At 73.1% G+C, this 16,058-nt stretch carries 8 protein-coding genes; 7 read left to right on the top strand and 1 reads right to left on the bottom strand.

Annotated elements, in window-relative coordinates; all coding sequences use genetic code 11:
- The first annotated feature begins 4 nt into the window (after positions 1 to 4).
- Together C6N40_RS11410 and C6N40_RS11405 are read left to right on the top strand one after the other, a co-directional pair.
- A complete protein-coding gene (locus C6N40_RS11410) occupies positions 5 to 3,118 on the top strand; it encodes an efflux RND transporter permease subunit (RefSeq protein WP_106991159.1) in 3,114 nt (1,037 codons plus the stop codon).
- A 5-nt stretch (positions 3,119 to 3,123) separates the two neighbouring features.
- The gene (locus C6N40_RS11405; protein WP_106991158.1) at positions 3,124 to 3,732 is read left to right on the top strand and encodes a TetR/AcrR family transcriptional regulator; all 609 of its coding nucleotides are present in this window, start codon (positions 3,124 to 3,126) and stop codon (positions 3,730 to 3,732) included.
- A 1-nt stretch (position 3,733) separates the two neighbouring features.
- Here the strand turns inward: C6N40_RS11405 and queD are convergent, their stop codons facing one another.
- On the bottom strand, positions 3,734 to 4,093 hold the full coding sequence (gene queD, locus C6N40_RS11400; protein ID WP_106991157.1) for a 6-carboxytetrahydropterin synthase QueD: 360 nt from the start codon (positions 4,091 to 4,093) through the stop codon (positions 3,734 to 3,736).
- Positions 4,094 to 4,191: 98 nt separating this feature from the next.
- On the opposite strand from queD, the gene recC reads away from it, so the two are divergent.
- Genes recC through C6N40_RS11375 form a run of 5 tightly spaced genes read left to right on the top strand, consistent with a single transcriptional unit; the run spans position 4,192 to position 16,006 of the window.
- Positions 4,192 to 7,593: an exodeoxyribonuclease V subunit gamma gene (gene recC / locus C6N40_RS11395; protein WP_106991156.1), complete on the top strand. Its 3,402-nt coding sequence runs from the start codon at positions 4,192 to 4,194 to the stop codon at positions 7,591 to 7,593.
- Positions 7,590 to 11,138 carry a UvrD-helicase domain-containing protein gene (locus C6N40_RS11390; protein WP_162782201.1) on the top strand — a complete coding sequence of 1,183 codons (3,549 nt, stop codon included), beginning with the start codon at positions 7,590 to 7,592 and terminating at the stop codon, positions 11,136 to 11,138. Before recC ends, C6N40_RS11390 begins: the two co-directional genes overlap by 4 nt.
- A complete protein-coding gene (recD, locus tag C6N40_RS11385) occupies positions 11,135 to 12,913 on the top strand; it encodes an exodeoxyribonuclease V subunit alpha (protein ID WP_106991154.1) in 1,779 nt (592 codons plus the stop codon). The genes C6N40_RS11390 and recD overlap by 4 nt, the downstream gene beginning before the upstream one ends.
- Entirely contained in the window at positions 12,882 to 13,952 is a 1,071-nt protein-coding gene (locus C6N40_RS11380) for an aromatic ring-hydroxylating oxygenase subunit alpha (RefSeq protein WP_106991153.1), read from the top strand. Before recD ends, C6N40_RS11380 begins: the two co-directional genes overlap by 32 nt.
- The gene (locus C6N40_RS11375; RefSeq protein WP_106991152.1) at positions 13,952 to 16,006 is read left to right on the top strand and encodes an oxidoreductase; all 2,055 of its coding nucleotides are present in this window, start codon (positions 13,952 to 13,954) and stop codon (positions 16,004 to 16,006) included. Before C6N40_RS11380 ends, C6N40_RS11375 begins: the two co-directional genes overlap by 1 nt.
- Positions 16,007 to 16,058: the final 52 nt, after the last annotated feature.

The following is a 16,058-nucleotide window of genomic DNA, read 5'->3' as shown; positions in this document are numbered from 1 at the left end:
GATCATGGCAAGGTTCTTCATCGACCGCCCGATCTTCGCCTGGGTGATCGCCATCATCATCATGCTGGCCGGCGCCCTGGCGCTGACCCAGCTGCCGATCTCCCGCTACCCGACGATCGCGCCGCCCACCATCACCATCAACGCCAGCTACCCCGGCGCCTCGGCGCAGGCGGCCGAGAACTCGGTGACCCAGATCATCGAGCAGGCGATGACCGGCCTTGACGGCCTCGACTACCTGTCCTCGACCTCCGACTCCAACGGTTCGGTGTCGGTGACGCTGACGTTCGCCACCGGAACCGACCCCGACATCGCCCAGGTGCAGGTGCAGAACAAGCTGCAGCTGGCCACCGCGCTGCTGCCCGGCATCGTGCAGCAGCAGGGTATCTCGGTGAACAAGGCCTCCTCGGGCTTCCTGCAGGTGCTGGGCTTCGTGTCGTCCGACGGTTCGATGGACCGCAACGACATCTCCGACTACGTCTCGGCCAACATCGTCGACCCGCTCAGCCGCGTGCCGGGCGTCGGCAGCGTGCAGGTGTTCGGCGGCAAGTACGCCATGCGCATCTGGCTCGACCCGGGCAAGCTCAACACCTACCAGCTCGCGCCCTCCGACGTGGTCGCGGCCATCCAGGCGCAGAACGCCCAGGTGGCGGTCGGCCAGCTCGGCGGCACGCCGGCCATCGACGGCCAGCAGATCAACGCCACCATCACCGCGCAGGACCGCCTGCAGACCCCCGAACAGTTCCGCGACATCATCGTGCGCGCCCACCCGGATGGCTCGACCCTGCGCCTGGGCGACGTGGCCCGGGTGGAGCTGGGTTCCGAGAACTATTCGGTCATCAGCCGCTACAACGGCAAGCCCGCCTCGGGCGTGGCGGTGTCGCTGGCGACCAACGCCAACGCCCTGGCCACCGCCGACGGCGTGGCCGCGCTGATGGAGCAGATGAAGCCGAGCTTCCCGCCCGGCCTCGAGGTCGTGGTGCCGTTCGACACCACGCCCTTCGTGCGCGTCTCGATCAACGAGGTCGTCAAGACCCTGCTCGAGGCGGTGGTGCTGGTGTTCCTGGTGATCTTCCTGTTCCTGCAGAACTTCCGCGCCACGCTCATCCCCACCATCGCCGTGCCGGTGGTGCTGCTGGGCACGCTGGGCATCCTGCTGGCGCTGGGCTTCTCGATCAACATGCTCACCATGTTCGCCATGGTGCTGGCCATCGGCCTGCTGGTGGACGACGCCATCGTGGTGGTCGAGAACGTCGAGCGCGTGATGAGCGAGGAGGGCCTGAGCCCGGTCGAGGCCACGCGCAAGTCCATGGACCAGATCACCGGCGCCCTGGTCGGCATCGGCCTGGTGCTGGCGGCGGTGTTCATCCCGATGGGCTTCCTCACCGGCTCGACCGGCGTCATCTACCGCCAGTTCACCGCCACCATCGTCTCGGCGATGGGCCTGTCGGTGCTGGTGGCGATCGTCCTCACGCCGGCGCTGTGCGCCACCATGCTCAAGCCGCTCAAGAAGGGCGAGCACCACGGCGAGAAGGGCTTCTTCAAGTGGTTCAACAACCGCTTCGACGCCGGCAACAAGCGCTACCAGGGCTTCGTCGGCGGCATGCTGCGCCGCGGCGGCCGCTTCCTGGCCATCTACCTGGTGCTGGCGGTGGTGATGGTGGGCCTGTTCCGCATCGTGCCCTCGTCCTTCCTGCCCGACGAAGACCAGGGCGTGCTCTTCACCATCGTGCAGGCGCCGGTCGGCGCCACCCAGGAGCGCACGCAGGCGGTGATGGAGCAGGTCGAGGCGCACTACCTCGAGAGCGAGGCCGAGCACATCGAGTCGACCTTCTCGGTGCAGGGCTTCAGCTTCGCCGGCAGCGGCCAGAACAACGGCATGGTGTTCGTGAAGCTCAAGGAGTGGGACGAGCGCACCACGCCCGAGTCGAGCGTCGACGCGCTGGTCGGCCGGGCCATGGGCCGCTTCATGCAGATCAAGGACGCGATGGTGTTCGCGCTGGCGCCGCCGCCGGTCACCGAGCTCGGCACCACGGGTGGCTTCAACCTGTACCTGAAGGACAACCAGGGCCAGGGCCACGAGGCGCTGATGGCGGCGCGCAACCAGCTGCTGGGCATGGCCGGGCAGAGCCCGCTGCTGATGCAGGTGCGCCCGAACGGCCAGGAAGACACGCCGCAGTTCCGCATCGACGTGGACAACGCCAAGGCCGCCGCGCTCGGCGTGTCGATCGCCGAGATCAACAACACGCTGTCGCTGGCCTGGGGCGGGCGCTACATCGACGACTTCATCGACCGCGGCCGGGTCAAGCGCGTCTACGTGCAGTCCGACGCGCCGTACCGCATGGTTCCCGAGGACTTCAACCTCTGGTACGTGCGCAATAATGCCGGCGAGATGGTGCCGTTCGCGTCCTTCGCCAGCTGGCGCTGGGAATACGGTTCGCCGCGCCTGGAGCGCTACAACGGCGTGCCGGCGGTCAACCTCACCGGCATGGCCGCCCCGGGCGTGAGCTCGGGCGAGGCCATGGCCGAGATGGAGCGGCTGGCCGGCCAGCTGCCGCAGGGCTTCGGCCTCGAATGGTCGGGTGCGTCCTACCAGGAGCGCGTGGCCGATGCGCAGGTGCCGCTGCTGTACGCGCTGTCGCTGCTGATCGTGTTCCTGTGCCTGGCCGCGCTCTACGAGAGCTGGACGATCCCGACCTCGGTGCTGCTGGTGGTGCCGCTGGGCATCCTGGGCACGGTGGCCTTCACCTGGCTGCGCGGGCTGGAGCGCGACGTGTACTTCCAGGTGGGCATGCTCACCACGGTAGGCCTGTCGAGCAAGAACGCGGTGCTGATCATCGAGTTCGCCAAGTCCAACCTCGAGAGCGGCATGGAGCTGGTGGAGGCCACGCTGGCCGCCATCCGCGACCGCCTGCGCCCGATCCTGATGACCTCGATCGCCTTCGGCTTCGGCGTGCTGCCGCTGGTCATCGCCACCGGCGCCGGTTCGGGCGCCCAGCGGGCGATCGGCACCGGCGTGATCGGCGGCATGCTCAGCGGCACCTTCCTGGGCATCTTCTTCATCCCGCTGTTCTTCGTGGTGGTGCGCCGCGTCTTCTATCGCAAGGAGCGCGCTGCGTGAGCCCGATGCCGGCCGGCGGCGGAGCCAAGGCGCGCGAGCGCCAGGAAAGCCAGCGCGTGCGCATCCTCGAGGCGGCGCGCAAGTGCTTCTCGGAGAAGGGCTTCCACGGCGCGGCCATGTCGGCCATCGCCAAGGAAGCGGGCATGAGCCAGGGCCTGATCTACCGCTACTTCGCCTCGAAGGCGGCGATCATCCAGGCCATCACCGAGGAGCAGCGCGCGCGCCGCACCCAAGACCTGTGCGCCATCGCCACCTTCGACGACCTGGTCGACAAGCTGGTCGAGAAGCTGCACCGCTGGCGCGCCGGCGACGAGGACGACACCTTCGATCCGGCGCTGTTCCTCGAGATCAGCGCCGAATCGAGCCGCGACCCGGAAGTGGCGGCGATGGTGGCCGAGCAGGAGCGCGAGATCAGTGCCGACTTCGCCGACATCGTGCGGCGCGATGCGCAGTCGCGCGGGCTGGAGCTGAGCGAGGAAGCCCTGCGCTGCCGCACCATGACCCTGCGCTGCCTGGTGGACGGCGTCATCACCGCCTGCGTGCGCGACCCCAACATGGACTGCGCGCAGGTGGGCACCAGCCTGCGCCGCGTACTCGCCCGCCTGGGCGCCTGAGTCAGCGCGGCCCGGTGTAGCGGCAGCCCGAGGTGCAGGTTTCGTGCACCACCACGGCGCTGAGCAGGGGCAGGGCGGGCTTGAGGTGGTCCCAGATCCAGATCGCGAGGTTCTCGCTGGTCGGGTTGTCCAGGCCGGCGATGTCGTTGAGGTAGTGGTGGTCGAGCTGGTCGTAGAGCGGCTTGAAGGCGGCCTTGATGTCGCCGAAGTCCATCACCCAGCCGGTGCGTTCGCCGACCTCGCCCGAGACGTGCAGCTCGACCCGGAAGCTGTGGCCGTGCACGCGCGCGCACTTGTGCCCCTCGGGCACGTTCGGCAGCCGGTGCGCGGCCTCCAGGGTGAATGACTTGAAGATGTCCATGGCCGGCATTCTACCGGGCGGCCGCGCCCGGCGCCGGTCTCGCGCCCTGAGACATCCTCGCGGCAAGCTGGCCACCGTCATCGGCTAGGCTGTAGGGGATGAGCGGGGACTGGAAGCAGCGCGCCAGCGAGGGGATCACGGTGTTCCGGGCCAGCCGCCTGGAGGCGCTGCTGGTGCCGCTCGACCATTTGCTGGTGCAGCAGCCGCCCGAGGGGCTGCTGGCGCCGCAAACCGTCGTGGCCGCGCACCCGGGCATGCGCCAGTGGCTGGCCGGCGCGCTGGCTTCGCGGCGCGGCGCGGGCGGCATCGTCGCCAACCTTGACATCCTGCTGCCCTCGGGCTTCCTCGACCGCCTGGCCGGCCAGGTGCTGGGGCAGGGCGCCACCTCGCCCGCGGCCTGGCGCCGCGAGCACCTGCGCTGGCGCCTGTTCACCCTGCTCGAGGCCAGCGACGACCCCACCTTGCGCGCCGCCCTGGAGGGTGACGACAGCGGCCGGCGCCGCTTCCAGCTGGCCGACCGCCTGGCGCGCATCTACTCGCAATACATGGCTTACCGCCCCGACTGGCTGCGCGAGTGGGCCCGCGGGCGGCCGAGCTTCGAGCAGGCCGGCTTCCACCCGGCGCTGTGGCGCGCGCTGCGCCAGGCGGTTGGCTTGCCGCACCGCGGCGAGCGCCTGGCCGAGCTCGAGCAGGCGCTCACCGGCGGGCAGCCCGACATCGGCGCGCGCGAGCCGCTGCATGTGTTCGGCCTCAGCCATCTCGCGCCCGCCGAGCTGCGCGTGCTGCACGCGCTGGCCGCGCACCGGCCGGTGGTGTTCTACGTGCCCGACCCCTGCCGCGAGTTCTGGGGCGGCCTTAGGACCGAACGTGCGCGCCTGCTCGAGCTGGCCGCCGACCCGCACTCGCGCAGCGCCGAGGACACCTTCCTAGGCCAGGCGCACCCGCTACTGGCGGCCTGGGGCCGGCTGGGCCAGCACTTCATGCTGCAGGTGCAGGCGCTCGACGCCGCCGTGGACATGCGCCACTACCGCGACGAGCACGACCAAGACCGCGAGCCCGCGACCCTGCTCGAGCGCCTGCAGGAAAGCCTGCGCCGCCTCGACCCGGCGCTGCTGGCTTCCGATCCGCGCCCGCAGGCCGCGCGACGTGAGGACGCCTCGCTGCGCGTGCACGCCTGCCACACCCGCCTGCGCGAACTCGAGGCCCTGCGCGACGCGATCCTGCAGGCGCGCCGCGACGACCCCACGCTGCTGCCCGGCGACATCGTGGTGATGGCGCCCGACATCCGCGCCTACCTGCCGCTGCTGCCGGCGGTGTTCGGCGCGCCGGGCGATCCGTCGGTGCCGCTGCCCTACCACCTGGCCGACGTGCCCACCGGCCGCGCGCAGCCGCTGCTGGCCGCGTTCCGGCAGCTGCTCGGCTTCGTGGTCTCGCGCGGCACCGCACCCGAGCTGCTCGACCTGCTCTCCCAGCCCGACATCGCCCGCCGCCTGGGCCTGGACGAGGACGGCCTGCTGCGTCTCGAGCAGGCGCTGGCCGGCGCGCGCGCCGCCTGGGGCCTGGATCCCGACGCGCGTGCCGCGCTGGGCGTGCCGGGCATCGCCGCGCACACGCTGTCGTGGGCGATGGACCGGCTCATCGCCAGCCACGTGCACGGCGAGGACGACCCGGCCAGCGTGCTCGACGTCGGCGGCGAGCGCATCGCGCCGGTGCCCGGCGTGGCCGGCGCGGGCGTGGTGCTGGGTGCGCTCGACCACGCCCTGGCGCAGATCGCCCAGCTGCGCGCCGACGCCGCGCGGCCGCGCCCGGCCAGCGCCTGGGCCGCGCGCCTGGAGTCGTTGCTCGACGCGCTGTTCCAGCCCGACCCCGCCGACGACGGCGCGCGCGATGCCCTCGACACGCTTCGCGCCGCGCTGCGCGCGCTGGCCACCGAGCCCGCCGAGGCCGGCCTCGATCCGCCGCTGGATTTCGCCATCGTCCGCGCCTGGGTCGAGGAGCGCCTGGCTGCCGTGCCCGAGCGCCAGCGCTTCCTGGCCGGCGGCATGACGGTGTGCGGCATGGTGCCGCAGCGCGCCATCCCCTTCCGTGTCGTCGCCGTGCTCGGCCTCAATGAAGGCGACTACCCGCGCCAGGATCCGGACGCCGGCCTCGACCCGATCCGCCGCGAAGGCCTGCGCCGCCTCGGCGACCGCGACACCCGCAGCGACGACCGCTACCTGTTCCTGGAAACGGTGATGGCCGCGCGCGACCGCCTGCACCTGTCATGGCTGGGCTTCGATGCGCGCGACGGCTCGCCGCGCAACCCGGCCGCGCCGCTGGCCGAGCTGATGGCGGTGCTGCCGCGGGCCGCGGACGCCGGCGCTGCGCCGCCCTGGCGCGTGGACCATCCGCTGCAGCCCTTCGACGGTGCGTACTTCGGCACCGATCCTGCGCTGCGCAGCTTCAATCCCGCGTTTGCGGCGATGGTGGGCGGCGCGCCGGATGCGCCCGCGCTGCTCACGCCGCTGCCCGGCGCGATGGTGGGCGGCGGCGAGTTGTCGCTCCGGCGCGTGCTCACCTGGTGCCGCGATCCGGCGCGCCTGCTGCTGGCCGACGAGCTCGGCGTGCGCCTCGATGCCCTGGGCGAGCGCCGGCTGTCGGCCGACGAGCCGCTGGAGTCGAAGCTCGACGTGTTCGACCGGCAGGCGCGCGCGCTGTGCGAGGCGGCGCTCTCGGATCCGTCCTTCAAGCTCGACGGCCCCGCGCCCGAGCACCTGGTGCTGGGCGGCGTGCTGCCGCCGGGCGAGTTCGGCAAGCAGGCCTGGAAGGAGGAGCTCAAGGCGGCGGAGGCGCTGGTCGAGGTGGCGCGCGGGCGCGACGACGCGCGGCCGCTGCTGGAGCCCGCGCTGGCGCCGCCGGTGCAGCCCGCCATCGCCCGTTCGGTCGCCGGCTTCGAATTGACCGGCGAGCTCGACAACGTGCGCGGCCGCGAGGGCTGGTTGTTCGCCACGGGCGTTTTCCCGAACGTGGACAAGGAATCGTCGCTCGATTTCCGCCAGCGCCTGCCGCTGTTCCTGGCCTGGGCGCTGTGCCGTTTGGCGCCGGAGAATGCGCAGCGCCGCGTGCGCGTCGTGGCCCTGGTGGGCAAGGTCGGCAAGCCGCCGGCGACGCCTTGGCAGGATGCGCTGGCGGCGTGGGACGAGCGCCTCCTGTCCGCCGACGCAGGCAAGCGCGCCGACCTGCTCGCCACGCTCGAAACCAAGCTGCATTTCCTGCTGTCTGCCGCCGCGCGCCCGGCCACCGACCCGTGGCCCTATTTCCCGCGCACCAGCTGGGCCGTGGCCAACGACAAGGACGCCGACGAGGCATGGCCGCGCGAGCGCCGCTACGCGCCGGGTTACACGCGCCTGCTCGGCCGCGGCATCGAGCCCGGCGAGGACGAGAGTTGGCGTGTTGCGCTGTCCGACCTCGGCCTGGCCCTGAAGCAGGCGATGGACCCCGACGAGGAGGGTGCCTCGTGAGCGGCCCCGTCACAGTCGCCCACTGGCGTGATCTCCCGCTGGGCCCCGGCGGCCGCGCCCTGGTCGAGGCCAGCGCCGGCACCGGCAAGACCTGGACCATCGGCGTGCTGTGGTGGCGGCTGCTGCTCGAGCCGACCGAGCCGCTGTCGGTGCAGCAGATCGTCGTCACCACCTTCACCGACGCCGCCGCGCAGGAACTGCGCGAGCGCCTGCGCCAGCGGCTGCACCAGGCGCTGGCGCTGGCGGCGGAGCGCCCCGCGCCCGAGGCCGCGAAGGGCGAGGACGAAGCCTGGCTGCTGTCGCGCTGGACGAACGACGACGCCACCCACGCCGAAGACCTGCGCCGCCTGCGCCTGGCGCTGGCCGATTTCGACCGCGCGCCGATCCGCACGCTGCACGGGCTGTGCCAGGGCATCCTGGCCGAGCACCCGCTGGAAAGCGGCCACGGCACCGAGCCGGCCGAGCCCACCTCGGGCGCCGCGCTGCTCGATGAACTCGCGCGCGACGCCTGGCGCGTGCTGCGGCAGTCCGATGGCGGCGCGCTTGGACGCGCCGGCGACCCGGAAATGAAGCTCTCGGGCTTCAGCGCCAAGCTGCGTTCGCTGCTGCGGCCGGGCGTGCGCATCGTCGCGGGCAAGGAGAGTTGGGCGGAGGTGGTCGCCGACCTCGCACCGACGCTGCTCGCGCCGCTGCGCGAGCTCGCCGACGAGCCGGCCTGGTTCACGCGCAAGAACGCCAAGCTTCGCAATGCCCTGCTTGGTCTGGTCGAGGGTCTGGGCGGACAGCCCTGGAAGAACCGCGACGACAACCTCGAGACCTTGCTGGCGATAGAGCTCGACGGCCAGGTCAAGCCCGATCGTCTGGACGAGTTCGCGGCCCTGCCCGTGCTCGCTTCGCTGCGCGCGGCGGTGCCGCGCCTGCTCGACAGCCGCCACGTCGCCGAGCAGCGTTTCTGGCTCGAGCAACTCGCCCGCGTCACCGCCTGGCGCGACCAGCGCCTGGCCGCGCGCGGGCAGACCACCTTCGACGAGATGATCCGCCAGGCCCACGCGGCCGTGGCCTCGCGCCCGGCGTTGGCCGACGCGCTGTTCGCCGACTGGCCGGTGGCCCTGGTGGACGAGTTCCAGGACACCGACGACCAGCAGTACGGCATCCTCGACCGCCTCTACCGCGGCGCTGACGACGAGCCGCGCGGCCGGCTGGTGATGATCGGCGACCCCAAGCAGGCCATCTACGGCTTCCGCGGCGGCGACGTGCACGCCTACCTGCGCGCGCGCGAACACGCCGGGCACCGGCTCTCGCTCGACACCAACCATCGCTCCTCGGCGACCCTGGTCGAGGCGGTGAACGGGCTCTACGCCGCGGCGGGCGAGCGGCTGAGCTCGCGCGAGGACGACGCCATCCGCTACGAGGCGGTCAAGGCCAGCGACCGTCAGGCGCAAACGCCTTACCTCATTGATGGCCAGCCCGTGGCCGCGCCGCTGGCCCTGCACCTGTGGCGCAACCCGCCCGCCGCGCAGCCCGAGCGCAAGCGCGCCGCGCTCAAGGCCTGCGCCGCGCACATCGCCACGCTGCTGGCCGATCCGGCGCAGACCATCGACCACAAGCGCGCCGGCAAGATCGTCCGCGAGCGCGTGGCGCCGGGCGACATCGCCGTGCTGCTGCCCACCAACAACGACATCAGCGCCCTGCGTACCGAGCTGCTGCGCCTGAATGTACCCTGCGTCGGCGGCGCGCGCGCCAGCGTGTTCGACAGCGACTGGGCCTTCGAGCTGCAGGTGCTGCTGCAGGCCCTGGCCAGCCCCGAGGACGAAGGCGTGCTGCGCGCCGCCGTGCTCACGCGCCTGTGGGGCGGCACGCTGGCGCAGGTGGCCGCGCTGGCCGCGGGCGAAGACGCGGGCGACGCCATCGGCGAGCGCCTGCAGCAGCTGCGCGCGCTCTGGCGCCGCGAGGGCGTACTGCCCGTGGTGCTGGCCCTGGCCGAAGCCGCGGCGCCGCGCCTGCTGGCCCACGCCGGCGGCGAGCGCGACCTCACCGACCTGCGCCACCTGGGCGAGCTGCTGCAGCAGCAGGCCGAGGCGGGCCTCGGCCCGCACGCGCTGCTGGCCTGGCTGGCCGAACAGCGCCTGGACGAGGACGGCGAGGCGCCCGACAGCGAGGAGCGCCAGCTGCGCATCGAGTCCGACGCGCGCCGCGTGCAGCTGATGACCCTGCATCGCGCCAAGGGCCTCGAGTTCCCCATCGTGTTCCTGCCGCTGATGTGGGCGCACGCCTGGAGCGACCGCCAGGGCGCGCCCTACCTGCTGCCCGCGGGCGGCCAGCCCGGCCGCGAGGCGCGCTTCGACCCGGCCGCGCGCGAGTTGGCCAAGCACGAGGCGCAGGACGAACGCTTCCGAGTGCTCTACGTCGCGCTCACCCGCGCCATCCACGCCTGCCACGTGTATGCGCTGCCGCCCGACCGGCCCAAGGACAAGCGCTCGTCCGCCGCGCCGACCGATCCCGAGCGCTCGCCGCTGGACGCCATGCTCGAGCGCCTGGGCGTCCCTGCCGCGCTGCCGGCGCTGCCCGGCGCGTCGTGGCTCGAAGGCTGGCCGGCGGACGCCGCGCCGCTGGCACGCGATGCCGGCGGGAACGCGGCCCGCGAGGCGCTGCCGATGCCGACGCCCGCGCGCCTGCGCCAGCGCCTGAGCTTCTCGGCCCTGGTCGGCGGCGCCCGCCGCAGCGCCGAGGAGGAAGCGCCGGCCGACGACGAGGCCGAGCCGCTCGCACCCGAGCCGGTGGAGGACATCGACGACACCCCGCACCCGGCCCTGCTCGCGCTGGCCTCCGTGCGCGGCCCGGCCTTCGGCAACGCGGTGCACCTGGCCTTCGAAACCCGCGACCACGACAAACCCTTCGCCCGGCAGCCCGCGCTGCTGGCCCGCCAGCTGGCCCTGCACGGCGTGCGCGCCAGCGGCGAGCCACTCGAGGCGCTGGTGCCGCGCCTCGCCGCCCAGCTCGACGCCGCCCTGCAGGCCGAACTGCTGCCGGGCCTGCGCCTGGGCGACGTGCCGCCGGCGAAGCAGCGCGCCGAGATGGCCTTCCACTTCGCGCTCGACGGCGCCCGCCTCGAGGCCCTGCGCGCGGCGTGTGCAGCGCACGGCGAACCCGGGCTGGTGCCGCCGCTGGCCTGGGGCGAGCTGCGCGGCCTGATGACCGGCAAGATCGACCTGGTGTTCGAACACGCCGGCCGCGTGCACGTCCTCGACTACAAGGGCAACTGGCTGGGCGAGCGCCTGGGCGATTACCAGGGCGCGGCGCTGGCGCAGGCCATGGACCAGCACCACTACCGCCTGCAGGCGCTGCTCTACACCGTGGCCGTGCATCGTTACCTGGGCCAGCGCCTGGCCGCGTATTCGCCCGAGAAGCACCTGGGCGAAGCGATTTATCTCTTCGTACGCGCCGCCGGCCACGCACCCGGCGCCGGCGTCTGGACCCAGGCTTTCGACCCGGCGCTGGTGCGCGCGGTGAATGCCGTGTTCTCGGCGCAGGAGGCCGCGGCATGAGCCACGTCGACTTCCGCCTGCAGCCGCGCGTGGACATCGAGGGCCGCCTGCCCGAGCGGGCGCTGGGACGCGCGCTGGCGCGCTGGGTGCTGGGCCATGGCGGCAGCGAGGCGCTGGCGGCGCTGGCCGCGCGCGCCGCCGTGGCCGAGCTGCGCGGCGACACCGCGCTGCCGCCGCTGCCGGCCGACGAGGCCGCCGCGCTGCGCGCCGAGCCGCTGGTGGGCGACGGCCGCGTGCGCACGCCCTTCGTGCTCGACGCCGAAGGCCGCTTCTACCTGTGGCGCAACCACCTGCACGAAGGCGAAGTGGCGGCCGCGCTGGCCGCGCGCCTGGCCGACGCCACGCCGCTGGGCATGGACGAGGCGGAACTCGCGGCGCTGTTCCCCGGCGGCGACCCGGCCACCGACGGCGCCCAGCGCCAGGCCGTGCGCGCCGTCGGCGGACGCCGGCTGGTGGTGCTCACCGGCGGCCCCGGCACCGGCAAGACCACCACCGTGCTGCGCATGCTGCTGCGCCTGCTGCGCGACGGCATCGCCGCCCGCGACGGCATCGCCGTGGCCGCGCCCACGGGCAAGGCCGCGCAGCGCCTGGTGCAGTCGCTGCGCGAGGAGGGCGAGCGCCTGCGCGACGTGCTGCCCGCGGCCTGGGCCGAACACCTCGACGCGCTGCCCACCGCGCATGCGCTCACCGTGCACCGCCTGCTGGGCTGGTCGCCGAGCCGCAACCGCTATTCGCGCGACGCCGAAAACCCGGTGGACGCCGGCGTGGTGGTCATCGACGAAGCCTCCATGCTCGACTTGCACCAGCTGCGCGCCCTGCTCGCCGCGCTGCGCCCCGGCGCCACCCTGGTGCTGGTGGGCGACGCCGACCAGCTCGACCCGGTCGGCGCCGGCTCGGTGCTGATGGACCTGGTGGCCGTGCTCGAGGCGCGCGAATCGCCGGCGCTGGTCCGGCTGCGCCACAGCTTCCGCGCGGTGGCGCCGCTGGTGGCGCTCAACGAAGCCGTGCGCGGCGGCGATCCGGATGCGCTGCAGGCGGCGCTCGCCGGCAGCGAGGGCCTGGCCCGCTCCTTCGCCGTGGAAGACGCCGGCGCGCTGGCCCGCCGCCTGCGCCACTGGAGCGACGCACTGGCCGCGGATGGTCCGCCGGCCCCGCTCCCCGCGGGCGACGAGGCCGGCGCGGTCGCCGCCACCGCGCTCGGCGGGCTGGCCGCGCGCCAGCTGCTGTGCGCGCTGCGCGACGGGCCCTTCGGCGCCGAAGCCGCCAACGAGGCCATCGAGTGCCGCCTGCGCCAGGCCTGGGGCGTGCCCGCCGACCTGGCCTGGTACCCGGGCCGGGTGGTGATGGTGACCCGCAACGACTACGGCGCGCGCCTGTTCAACGGCGACGTCGGCCTGTGCCTGCGCGACGCCGACGGCCGCCTGCGCGTGTGGTTCGCCGCGGCCGGCGGCGAGGGCGTGCGTGCGCTGCCGCCGGCGGCGCTGCCGGCGCATGCGCCGGCCTTCGCCATCACCATCCATAAAGCCCAGGGCAGCGAGTACGGGCACGTGGCGGTGCTGCTGCCGCCCGACCCGGAACACCGCATCCTCTCGCGCCAGCTGCTCTACACCGGCCTGTCGCGCGCCAAGCGCTCGGTCGAGCTGTGGGCGCCGGCCTCGAGTACCCTGGCTGCGCTGGTGCGGCGCATGGCGCGCGCCGGCGGGCTCGCGGCGCGGCTGGCGGCGCTGGCGATACACTCGCCCGATGCCAACCGCGACCCCCACGACCCCGCTTGAGCTGGCCACCGCGCTGCCCGCCCGCCACTACGCCGGCGAGGCGGCGCACGCGCGCGACCTGCGCGCCGTGTTCGGGCGCAGCTGGCAGCTGGTGGCGCGCGCCGACCAGCTCGAAGGCGCCGGCGACCACGTGGTCGACACCGTCGGCCGGCTGCCGGTGCTCGTGGTGCGCGGCGCCGACGGCACGCTGCGCGCCTTCGCCAACGTCTGCCGGCACCGCGCCGGGCCACTGGCCCTGTGCAACGGCCGCGGCGCCCGTGCGCTGACCTGCAAGTACCACGGTTGGACCTACACGCTCGAGGGCCAGCTGCGTTCGGCGCCCGAGATGCAGGGCGCCAAGGATTTCGACGTGGCCGGCATCCGCCTGCCGGCGCTGCGCGTGGCGCAGTGGCAGGGCCTGGTGTTCGTCTGCGCCGACGACGCGGCGCCCGGCTTCGACGAGGTGTACGGCGGCATCGCCGAACGCATCGCGCCCATCGACCTTGCGGCGCTGCGCTTCGCCCGCCGCGACCACTACGACATCGCCTGCGACTGGAAGGTCTACGTCGACAACTTCCTCGAGGGCTACCACCTGCCGCACGTGCACCCGGGGCTGTCGAAGGTGCTCGACTACCGTGCCTACGACACCGAACTGCTGTCCTGGAAATCGCTGCAGCACTCGCCGCTGCGCGACGCCGGCGGGACCAGTGCCTACGGCGAGGGCCAGGCCTTCTACTGGTTCGTCTACCCGAACGTGATGCTCAACATCCTGCCCGGGCGCCTGCAGACCAACCGCGTGCTGCCGCTGGGGCCGGGCCGCTGCCGGGTGGAGTTCGACTATTTCTACGCACCCGGCCCGGCCGGCGAGGCCCTGGCTGCCGTCGACCGCGGGTTCAGCGACGAAGTGCAGGCCGAGGACATCGCCATCTGCGAGGCGGTGCAGCGCGGGCTCGAGTCGGGCAGCTATGACGCCGGCCGCCTGTGCCCGAAGCGCGAATCGGCGCTGTGGCATTTCCACCAGCAGCTGCGCGCCGCCTACGCCGCCGACGAGGCCGCCTGATGCGCGACTCGCGCTACGACATCCTGTTCGAGCCGGTCCGGATCGGCCCGGTGACCGCGAAGAACCGCTTCTTCCAGGTGCCGCACTGCAACGGCATGGGCCACCAGATGCCGCTGGCGCACGCGGCCATGCGCGAGGTGAAGGCCGAGGGCGGCTGGGCGGTGATCTCCACCGAGGAATGCGAGATCCACCCCAGCTCCGATCTCACGCCCTACGTCGAGGCGCGGCTGTGGGACGACCGCGACATCCCGGCGCTGGCGCTGATGTGCGAGAAGGTGCATGCGCATGGCGCGCTTGCCGCGGTGGAGCTCACCCACAACGGCCCGGCGGCCTCGAACCTGTTCTCGCGCGAGATCCTGCTCGCGCCCTCGCACCAGCCCACCAAGTACGGCTACCCGCAGCAGGCGCGGGCGATGGACAAGGCCGACATCCGCGAGTACCGGCGCTGGCACCGCGAGGCCGCCGTGCGCGGCATGAAGGCCGGCATGGACATCGTCTACGTGTACGCGGCGCACGACCTGTCGCTGGCCATGCACTTCCTGCAGCGGCGCCGTAACCAGCGCACCGACGAATACGGCGGCTCGCTGGAAAACCGCGTGCGCCTGCTGCGCGAGCTCATCGAGGACACCAAGGACGCCGTCGGCCACCGCTGCGGCGTGGCCCTGCGTTTCGCCACCGAGGAAATGCTGGGCCCGGACGGCGTGGAGCTGGCCGAAGCGCGCGACATCGTCGCCATGCTGGCCGAACTGCCGGACCTGTGGGACGTGAACGTGAGCGCCTGGTACAACGACTCGCTGCCCTCGCGCTTCGGCGGCGAAGCGGCGCAGGAACCCTTCGTCAACTTCGTCAGGCGCGCCACCAGCAAGCCGGTGGTGGGCGTGGGCCGCTTCACTTCGCCCGACACCATGGTCTCGCAGATCCGCCGCGGCGTGCTCGACATGATCGGCGCCGCGCGGCCGTCCATCGCCGATCCCTTCCTGCCGCGCAAGATCGAAGAGGGCCGGCTCGAGGACATCCGCGAGTGCATCGGCTGCAACGTCTGCGTCTCGGGCGACAACACCATCTCGCCGATCCGCTGCACCCAGAACCCGTCGATGGGCGAGGAGTGGCGCAAGGGCTGGCACCCCGAGCGCATCGCGCCGGCGCGCAAGCCAGAGAAGGTGCTGGTGGTCGGCGCCGGCCCGGCGGGCCTGGAGGCGGCGCGGGCGCTGGGCCAGCGGGGCTTCGAGGTGGCGCTGGCCGAGGCTTCGAAAACGCTGGGCGGCCGCGTGGCCCGCGAGGCGAAACTGCCCGGCCTGGCCGAGTGGGCGCGGGTGCGCGACTGGCGCGTGGGCCAGATCAACAAGCTGCCCAACGTGGCGGTGTACCTGGACTCGATGCTCGGCGCCCAGGACGTGCTCGACTTCGGCGCCGCCCACGTGGTGCTCGCCACCGGCGCGCGCTGGCGCCGCGACGGCGCCGGCCGCACGCACGGCGCCGGCATCGCCGGCCTGGCCGACGCGGCCAATGTGTTCACGCCCGACGACCTGATGGACGGCCCGCTGCCCGAAGGCACGGTGGCCGTGTACGACGACGACGGTGGCTACCACGCCACCGTGCTGGCCGAGGCGCTGGCGCGCGCGGGCCGCCGGGTGCTGTTCGTCACGCCCGAGGACCTGGTGGCGCCCTGGGGCCAGTACACGCTCGAATACCGGCACGTGCGCAAGCGGCTGGCCTCGCTGGGCGTGCAGGTGCGGGTGTCGCAGTGCCTGCGCGCGCTCGACGGCCACGAGCTGGTGCTCGAGGACGCCTGGAGCGGCGAGACCCACCTGCACCCCATCGATGCGCTGGTCACCGTCACCTCGCGCCAGCCCGAAGACGCGCTCTGCCAGGCACTGCGGGCCCGCGAGGCCGACTGGGCCGGCGCGGGCCTGGCCGGCGTGCAGCGCATCGGCGATTGCGAAGCGCCCGGGCTGATCGCGCATGCGGTTTACGCCGGGCACCGCCTGGCGCAGGCGCTGGGCGAACCGGCCGCCGACGCGGTGCCGTTCAAGCGGCATTTCCACCACGATTGAGAAGGATTCGCCGCCGGTTCGGCGCCCGCTTCGGCTAGGCTGTTCGCTCCGC

It is taken from the genome of Arenimonas caeni (assembly GCF_003024235.1).
Lineage (GTDB): Bacteria > Pseudomonadota > Gammaproteobacteria > Xanthomonadales > Xanthomonadaceae > Arenimonas > Arenimonas caeni.
This window is presented reverse-complemented; position numbering and strand designations above follow the sequence as displayed.

What these genes read in the sequence shown, in the direction of transcription:
- C6N40_RS11410 (WP_106991159.1), top strand. Translation starts at nt 5, where the DNA reads ATGGCAAGGTTCTTCATCGACCGCCCGATCTTCGCCTGGGTGATCGCC.
- C6N40_RS11405 (WP_106991158.1), top strand. Translation starts at nt 3,124, where the DNA reads ATGCCGGCCGGCGGCGGAGCCAAGGCGCGCGAGCGCCAGGAAAGCCAG.
- queD (WP_106991157.1), bottom strand. Translation starts at nt 4,093, where the DNA reads ATGGACATCTTCAAGTCATTCACCCTGGAGGCCGCGCACCGGCTGCCG.
- recC (WP_106991156.1), top strand. Translation starts at nt 4,192, where the DNA reads ATGAGCGGGGACTGGAAGCAGCGCGCCAGCGAGGGGATCACGGTGTTC.
- recD (WP_106991154.1), top strand. Translation starts at nt 11,135, where the DNA reads ATGAGCCACGTCGACTTCCGCCTGCAGCCGCGCGTGGACATCGAGGGC.
- C6N40_RS11380 (WP_106991153.1), top strand. Translation starts at nt 12,882, where the DNA reads ATGCCAACCGCGACCCCCACGACCCCGCTTGAGCTGGCCACCGCGCTG.
- C6N40_RS11375 (WP_106991152.1), top strand. Translation starts at nt 13,952, where the DNA reads ATGCGCGACTCGCGCTACGACATCCTGTTCGAGCCGGTCCGGATCGGC.